General features: G+C 72.8%; 4 protein-coding genes. 2 read left to right on the top strand and 2 right to left on the bottom strand.

Features of this window, described 5'->3' with window-relative positions:
* Together F2B26_RS14090 and F2B26_RS14085 are read right to left on the bottom strand one after the other, a co-directional pair.
* On the bottom strand, positions 1-490 hold a 490-nt coding region (locus F2B26_RS14090; RefSeq protein ID WP_328698688.1), incomplete at its 3' end, for an LLM class flavin-dependent oxidoreductase.
* Positions 491-534: 44 nt separating this feature from the next.
* Complete coding sequence (locus F2B26_RS14085) at positions 535-2,253, bottom strand: amidohydrolase (protein ID WP_201292750.1); 1,719 nt, start codon at positions 2,251-2,253, stop codon at positions 535-537.
* A 160-nt stretch (positions 2,254-2,413) separates the two neighbouring features.
* On the opposite strand from F2B26_RS14085, the gene F2B26_RS14080 reads away from it, so the two are divergent.
* On the top strand, positions 2,414-5,164 hold the full coding sequence (locus F2B26_RS14080) for a cation-translocating P-type ATPase (protein WP_159810437.1): 2,751 nt from the start codon (positions 2,414-2,416) through the stop codon (positions 5,162-5,164).
* 97 nt (positions 5,165-5,261) lie between these two features.
* Entirely contained in the window at positions 5,262-5,672 is a 411-nt protein-coding gene (locus F2B26_RS14075) for a hypothetical protein (protein WP_159810435.1), read from the top strand.
* Positions 5,673-5,783: the final 111 nt, after the last annotated feature.

Genomic DNA, 5,783 nt, shown 5'->3' with positions numbered 1-5,783 from the left:
CCCCGGCCAGCAGCGGCGGCAGCACCGCCGGCAGCACCGCCGGGTCCAGCCGCACGCCGTCGAGCGGCACCAGCGCGTCCGGGGTCGTCACCACCTGCCCGGCGAGCAACGCGCGCAACGTCGTGAGGTGCTCGCCCAGGGCCCGCAGCGGGCTGGCCGGCCAGGCGCCCACCGACCGCAACCAGCCCGGCATGCCGTGCCCCACGCCCACGTCGAGCCGCCCGGGGAACAGCTGCGCGAGCGTCGCGACCTCCATCGCGGCGAACGCCGGGTTGCGCACCGCCGCCGGCAGCACGCCGATCCCGACCCGGATCCGCGAGGTCGCCGCCAGCACCGCACCGGCCTGCGCGACCCCGCCGCGGTAGCCCAGGTCCTCGACCACCCAGAGCCCGGCGAACCCGAGCTCGTCGGCCCGGCGCGCGTAGCGCAGCACCTGGTCGGCCGGCAGGTCGCGGGGCAGCATGACGGCGATCTCGGGCGTGCCGGGCACGGGGGTACCTCCTGTGGTCGGGGCAGGCGCACGGCCTCGTGCGCTCAGACCGGGAACCACCGGCCCTGGTACATGGTGCCGACCACGGGGATGTCACGCAGGTGCTCGGGTGCCACGGTGTACGGGTCCTCGCCCAGTGCGGTGAACGTGGCCTGCTTGCCCGGGGCGATCGAGCCGATCTCGTGCTCCTTGCGCCAGGAGTAGGCGGCCTCGATGGTGATCGCGCGCAGCGCGTCGTGCACACCGATCCGCTGCTCGGGTGCGGCCACCCGGCCCGAGACCGTGAGCCGGTTGACCGCGCACCAGACGAAGTTGAGCGGTGAGCTCGGCCCCATCGGCAGGTCGGAGTGGAAGGACAGCGGCACCTTCGCGGCGAGCACGTCCGCCGAGCGCACCATCGCATCGGCCCGCACCGGGCCCAGGCCCACCTGGCCGTACGCGTCGGCGAACTGCGTCGTGTAGTACGGGTTCGCGCTCACGATTGCGCCCAGCCGGGCGATCCGGTCCACCTGCTCGGGCGTCGAGTTGGCGAAGTGCACGATGACGCTGCGGTGGTCGGCGCGCGGGTTCTCGCGCATCCGCCGCTCCAGGATGTCGAGCAGCACGTCGAGGCCCTCGTCGCCGTTGACGTGGCAGTGGATCTGCCAGCCGGCGTCCCAGTAGAGCTTGGTGCGCTCCTCCAGGTGCTCGGGTGTGATGAGCCAGGCGCCGTGGTGGGCCGGGTCGGGCCGGCCGGCCGCGTCCAGGTACGGGTCCTTCATCTGCATGAGCTGGGAGATGATCGCCCCGTCGGCGAACAGCTTGATCTGCTTGTCGAAGAACTCGAGCTTGCCCGAGCCCGGCGGGGCCAGCGCGACCTGCTTCTCCGCGTCGGCGAGGGTGTCGGCCAGCGGCAGCCCGGCGTCCACCTGCGCCCGGCCGTCCACCAGGAAGTAGCTGGTGAACGGGGTGTCGGGCGCCCCGAGGATGCCCTGGTAGAGCGTCCACATGTCCGGGGTGAACAGCGCACCGGGCTCGTTGTACGCGGTGACCCCGTTGAGGTGCAGGTAGGCGACCATCTGCTGCAGCCCGCGCACCAGCCGGGCCGGGGTGAGGAAGTGCGGCATGAGCACGGGCAGCAGCAGGTTCATCCCCGTCTCCCACCAGTGCCCGGCCGCCAGGTCGACCATGGTGGAGGCGTCGCCGTGGCCCTGCACCGACGCCTCGTCGATCCCGAGCGCCTCGATCGCGGCGGTGTTGAGGTACCACTCGTGGCAGGAGCGCTGCCACACGACGACAGGCCGCGTGGTGCTGATCGCGTCGAGCGCCGCGCGGTCCAGCGGTCCGTGCCACAGCGCCTGGTAGCCCCAGGAGAAGAACCACTCGGCGTCCGGGGGCACGGTGCCCGGCGCCGAGCTGAGCGGCGGCATCGCGGCGACCGCATCGGCGATCCGGCTGCGGTACTCCTGCGCCGAGGTGGCCGCAGCGAACGTCCGCCCGGGCAGCACCCACTCCTCGATGGAGACCACCTCGGTCGCCAGGGTCGACGCGCCGAGGATCGGGTGCAGGTGCTGGTCGATGAACCCCGGCAGCACGGTGAGCCCGGACAGCGTCTCGTCGAGCTCGAACGGCTCGTCGCCCAGGGCGCTGCGCACCTGGGCCAGTGACCCCACGGCGACGATGCGCCCGTCGCGCACGGCGACGGCCTCCGCCGTGGGGAAGGAGGGCTCCATCGTGACGAAGGAGCCGAGGTGGATGACGACGGGGGCGACGGTGGCCGGCACGGTTCCACCGTAGGACCGAGGGCCGTGCCAGGCCCGTCACGACGGGCGAGTCGGCTGCGAAACCCCTGATCGGACGGGTACTTCCGAGTGTCTGGCGTTGCACGGTGGGCACCGCTCCGCGAGACTCGGCAGTGCCCAGCACCCAGCGTCGAGGAGCCTGATGGTCCCGCCACGGCAGGCGACGCACGTCGTCGAGGACCCGCACCTGCTGCCCGTCGAGGACGTGGTCGCCGCACTGGGCAGCGACGCCCAGGACGGGCTCACCCAGGCCGAGGCCGCCGCCCGGCTGGAGCTCGACGGCCCCAACGTCATCGTCGGCGAGAAGGGCCCGTCGCTGCTGCAGGCCGTCGGCGCCCAGGTGCGCGACCCGATGAACATGATGATGGTCGCGGTCGCCGTGGTCTCCTTCCTCATCGGGCAGGTGCCGGCCGGGGTGTTCGTGGCCCTGCTCGTCGGGCTCAACACCGTGTTCGGCGCGCAGCGCGAGCTCAAGGCGCAGGCGAGCGTCGACGCGCTGTCGACCATGCAGGTGCCGCAGTGCCGGGTGGTGCGCGACGGGCAGGTGCGTCTGGTGCCGGCGCCGGACGTCGTCCCCGGTGACCTCGTGCTGCTCGAGGCCGGTGACCTGGTTCCGGCGGACGGACGGATCGTGCGGTCGGCGACCTGCGAGACGCAGGAGGCCGCGCTCACCGGGGAGAGCGCCCCGGTGGCCAAGGACGCCGAGGTGCTGCCCGGCCCGCAGGTCGCGCTCGGCGACCAGGCGAACATGGCGTTCCAGAGCACCTCGGTGACCCGCGGCACGGCGGCCGTCGTCGTGACGGCCACCGGGATGGGCACCCAGATGGGTCAGATCGCGGCGATGCTCACCGGGGTCCGGCGCACCCGCTCCCCGTTGCAGAAGGAGCTCGACGGCCTCACCAAGGTGATCGGCCTGCTCGCCTGGGGGGCCGTGGCGATCATCGTCGCCGTCGGCCTGGCGCGCGGGTTGTCGATGTCCCAGGTGCTGCTGCTCGGCACGGCGATGGCCGTCTCGGCGATCCCGAGCGGGATGCCGACGTTCGTCCAGGTGATGCTCAGCTACGGGGCGCGGCGGCTGGCGGACGCCAAGGCGATCGTGAAGAACCTGTCCGACGTGGAGACGCTGGGCGCCACGAGCGCCATCAACTCCGACAAGACCGGGACCCTCACCCTCAACGAGATGATGGTGAGCCGGCTGTACGCCGACGGGTCCTGGTACCGGGTGGACGGCCACGGCTACGGGACCACCGGGGCGGTCCGGGGTGCGGCCGGCGTCGAGCTGCCTGACCTCACCCGGCTCGCCTACGCGCTCGCGCTGTGCTCCGACGCGACGGTCGACGACCTGGGCGAGGTGGTCGGCGACCCGACGGAGGCCGCGCTCGTCGTGCTGGCCGCCAAGGTCGGGGTCGACGCGCAGGAGACCCGACGGGCCTACCCGCGGGTGGCCGAGGTGCCGTTCGACTCCGAGTACAAGTTCATGGCGACCTTCCACCGGGTGCCGGTCGACGGGCGCGACCGGCTCGTCGAGCTCGTCAAGGGCGGCCCGGACGTCGTGCTGGGCCGGTGCACGGGGGCCGGTGCGGTGCACCTGGACGGGTCGGTCGCCCCGCTGGACCGCGCCGCGGCCGATGACGCGAACGCCCAGATGGGGGCCTCCGGCCTGCGCGTGCTGGCCTTCGCCATCCGGGTGCTGGACGACGGTGACGAACCGGCCGTCGTCGCCGACCCGATGGCGTTCGCCCAGGACCTGGCGTTCGTCGGGATGGTCGGCATCATCGACCCGCTGCGGCCCGAGGCGAAGCGTGCGGTCGCGGTGGCGCACGCCGCCGGGATCGAGGTGCGGATGATCACCGGCGACCACGCGGTGACGGCCTCGGCGATCGGCGCCGAGCTGGGGCTGGGCCCGGGCGCCCTCTCCGGTACCGAGCTCGCGGCACTGTCCGACGACGAGCTGGTCGAGCGCCTGGACCAGGTGCACGTGTTCGGCCGCGTGACCCCGGCGGACAAGCTGCGGCTGGCCCGCGTGATGCAGTCGACGGGCCGGATCGTGGCGATGACCGGTGACGCCGTCAACGACGCGGCGGCGCTCAAGCAGGCCGACATCGGGGTCGCGATGGGGTCCGGGTCCCAGGTCACCAAGCAGGCCGCCCGGATGATCCTCACCGACGACAACTTCGGCACCCTCGTGCACGCGATCGAGCTGGGCCGCGCCATCCACGGCACCATCTCGGCGTACGTGCGCTACCAGATGTCGCAGCTGCTGGCCCTCGTCATGCTCTTCGTGGCCGCGAGCGTGCTGGACGTCAACCACGGCGTGGCGATGCCCCCGCTGCTCGTGCTGTTCCTGTCCTTCTTCCTCACCATCGCGCCCATCTCGGCCATCGCGCTCGACCCGGGCGACCCGGACGTCATGCGCCGCCCGCCGCGCGACCCGAAGGTCACCATCGCCAACCGGCACTCGGTGCTGCGCTGGACGCTCTACGGGTTCGTCGGCTTCGTCGCCGCGTTCGGGCCGATGGTGCTCGGCCCGGACGAACCGAGCACCGAGCACGCCACGGTGTCGATGACGATGTCCTACGTCACCCTCGGCCTCACGACGCTGCTGGCCGGGCTGGTGATGCGCCGCGACCCGGGCAGCGGGCTGACCGCCCCGGCGCTGCCCGCGCTGCGGATCACGGCGGCCTCGCTCGTGCTGCTCGTGCTGTCCACCGAGCTCGGCGGGATGCAGGCGGCGCTGCTCACCACGAGCCTCACGGCGACGCAGTGGACCGTGTGCCTGGCGCTCGCGCTGCTCACGCCTCTCGTCGTCGAGGCCGACAAGGCGCTGCGCCGCCGCCGTGAGGTGCGCCCGGCGCTCACCGTGCTCGAGGCAGTCGCACCCGAGCGCGGCTAGCTCCCGCATGTCGAGAACGTGTCGACATGCCTTCTGACCTGCGCTGATGGGCCCGGCTCTGAGCAGACGCTGAGAATCGGCGCCCAGGATCCGTCCCATGACTGAGGTTGCCACCACCGCCACGAAAGCCACCGCCGCCACCCGCTGGGTGGCCGGTCTGTTCTCCGCCGCCCTGGTCCTCGTCGTCCTGCAGGGGCTATGGGCCGGGATGTTCATCGAGCAGGACTCCGACCTGTGGGTGTTCGTCCACGGGCGCGGGGCCGAGGCCTCGATCCTCACCGCCGGCATCGCCACCGTGCTCGCCTTCGCCACGCTGCGCAGACACCGCAGCCTGTGGGTCGTCGGCGCGGTGTTCACCGTCGTGCTCGTCCTCATCGCCTACCTGGGTGGGCTCATCAGCGACGACGGCCTGGACTCGCTCATCCCCGTGCACGTGCCGCTCGCCATGGGCTCGCTGCTGCTCGGCACCTGGCTCGCCGTGAAGTCCTGGCGCCTGGTCCGCGAGTGACCCGCGGCGCTCAGCACTAGCCCGACTCGGGCTGGCGGACCCCCACCCGCCAGCCCGGCCCCGCCTGCCAGGACCGGGACGCCCGCCCCCCGCGGAGCCCGGCCGGGCGGG

Source organism: Cellulomonas citrea, from assembly GCF_009829685.1.
Taxonomy (GTDB): Bacteria; Actinomycetota; Actinomycetes; order Actinomycetales; family Cellulomonadaceae; genus Cellulomonas; species Cellulomonas citrea.
The sequence above is the reverse complement of the archived record's forward strand: the minus strand, read 5'-3'. Positions and strand labels throughout refer to the sequence as shown.

Coding starts and splice junctions, on each gene's coding strand:
- F2B26_RS14080 (WP_159810437.1), top strand. CDS start 2,414: ATGGTCCCGCCACGGCAGGCGACGCACGTCGTCGAGGACCCGCACCTG.
- F2B26_RS14075 (WP_159810435.1), top strand. CDS start 5,262: ATGACTGAGGTTGCCACCACCGCCACGAAAGCCACCGCCGCCACCCGC.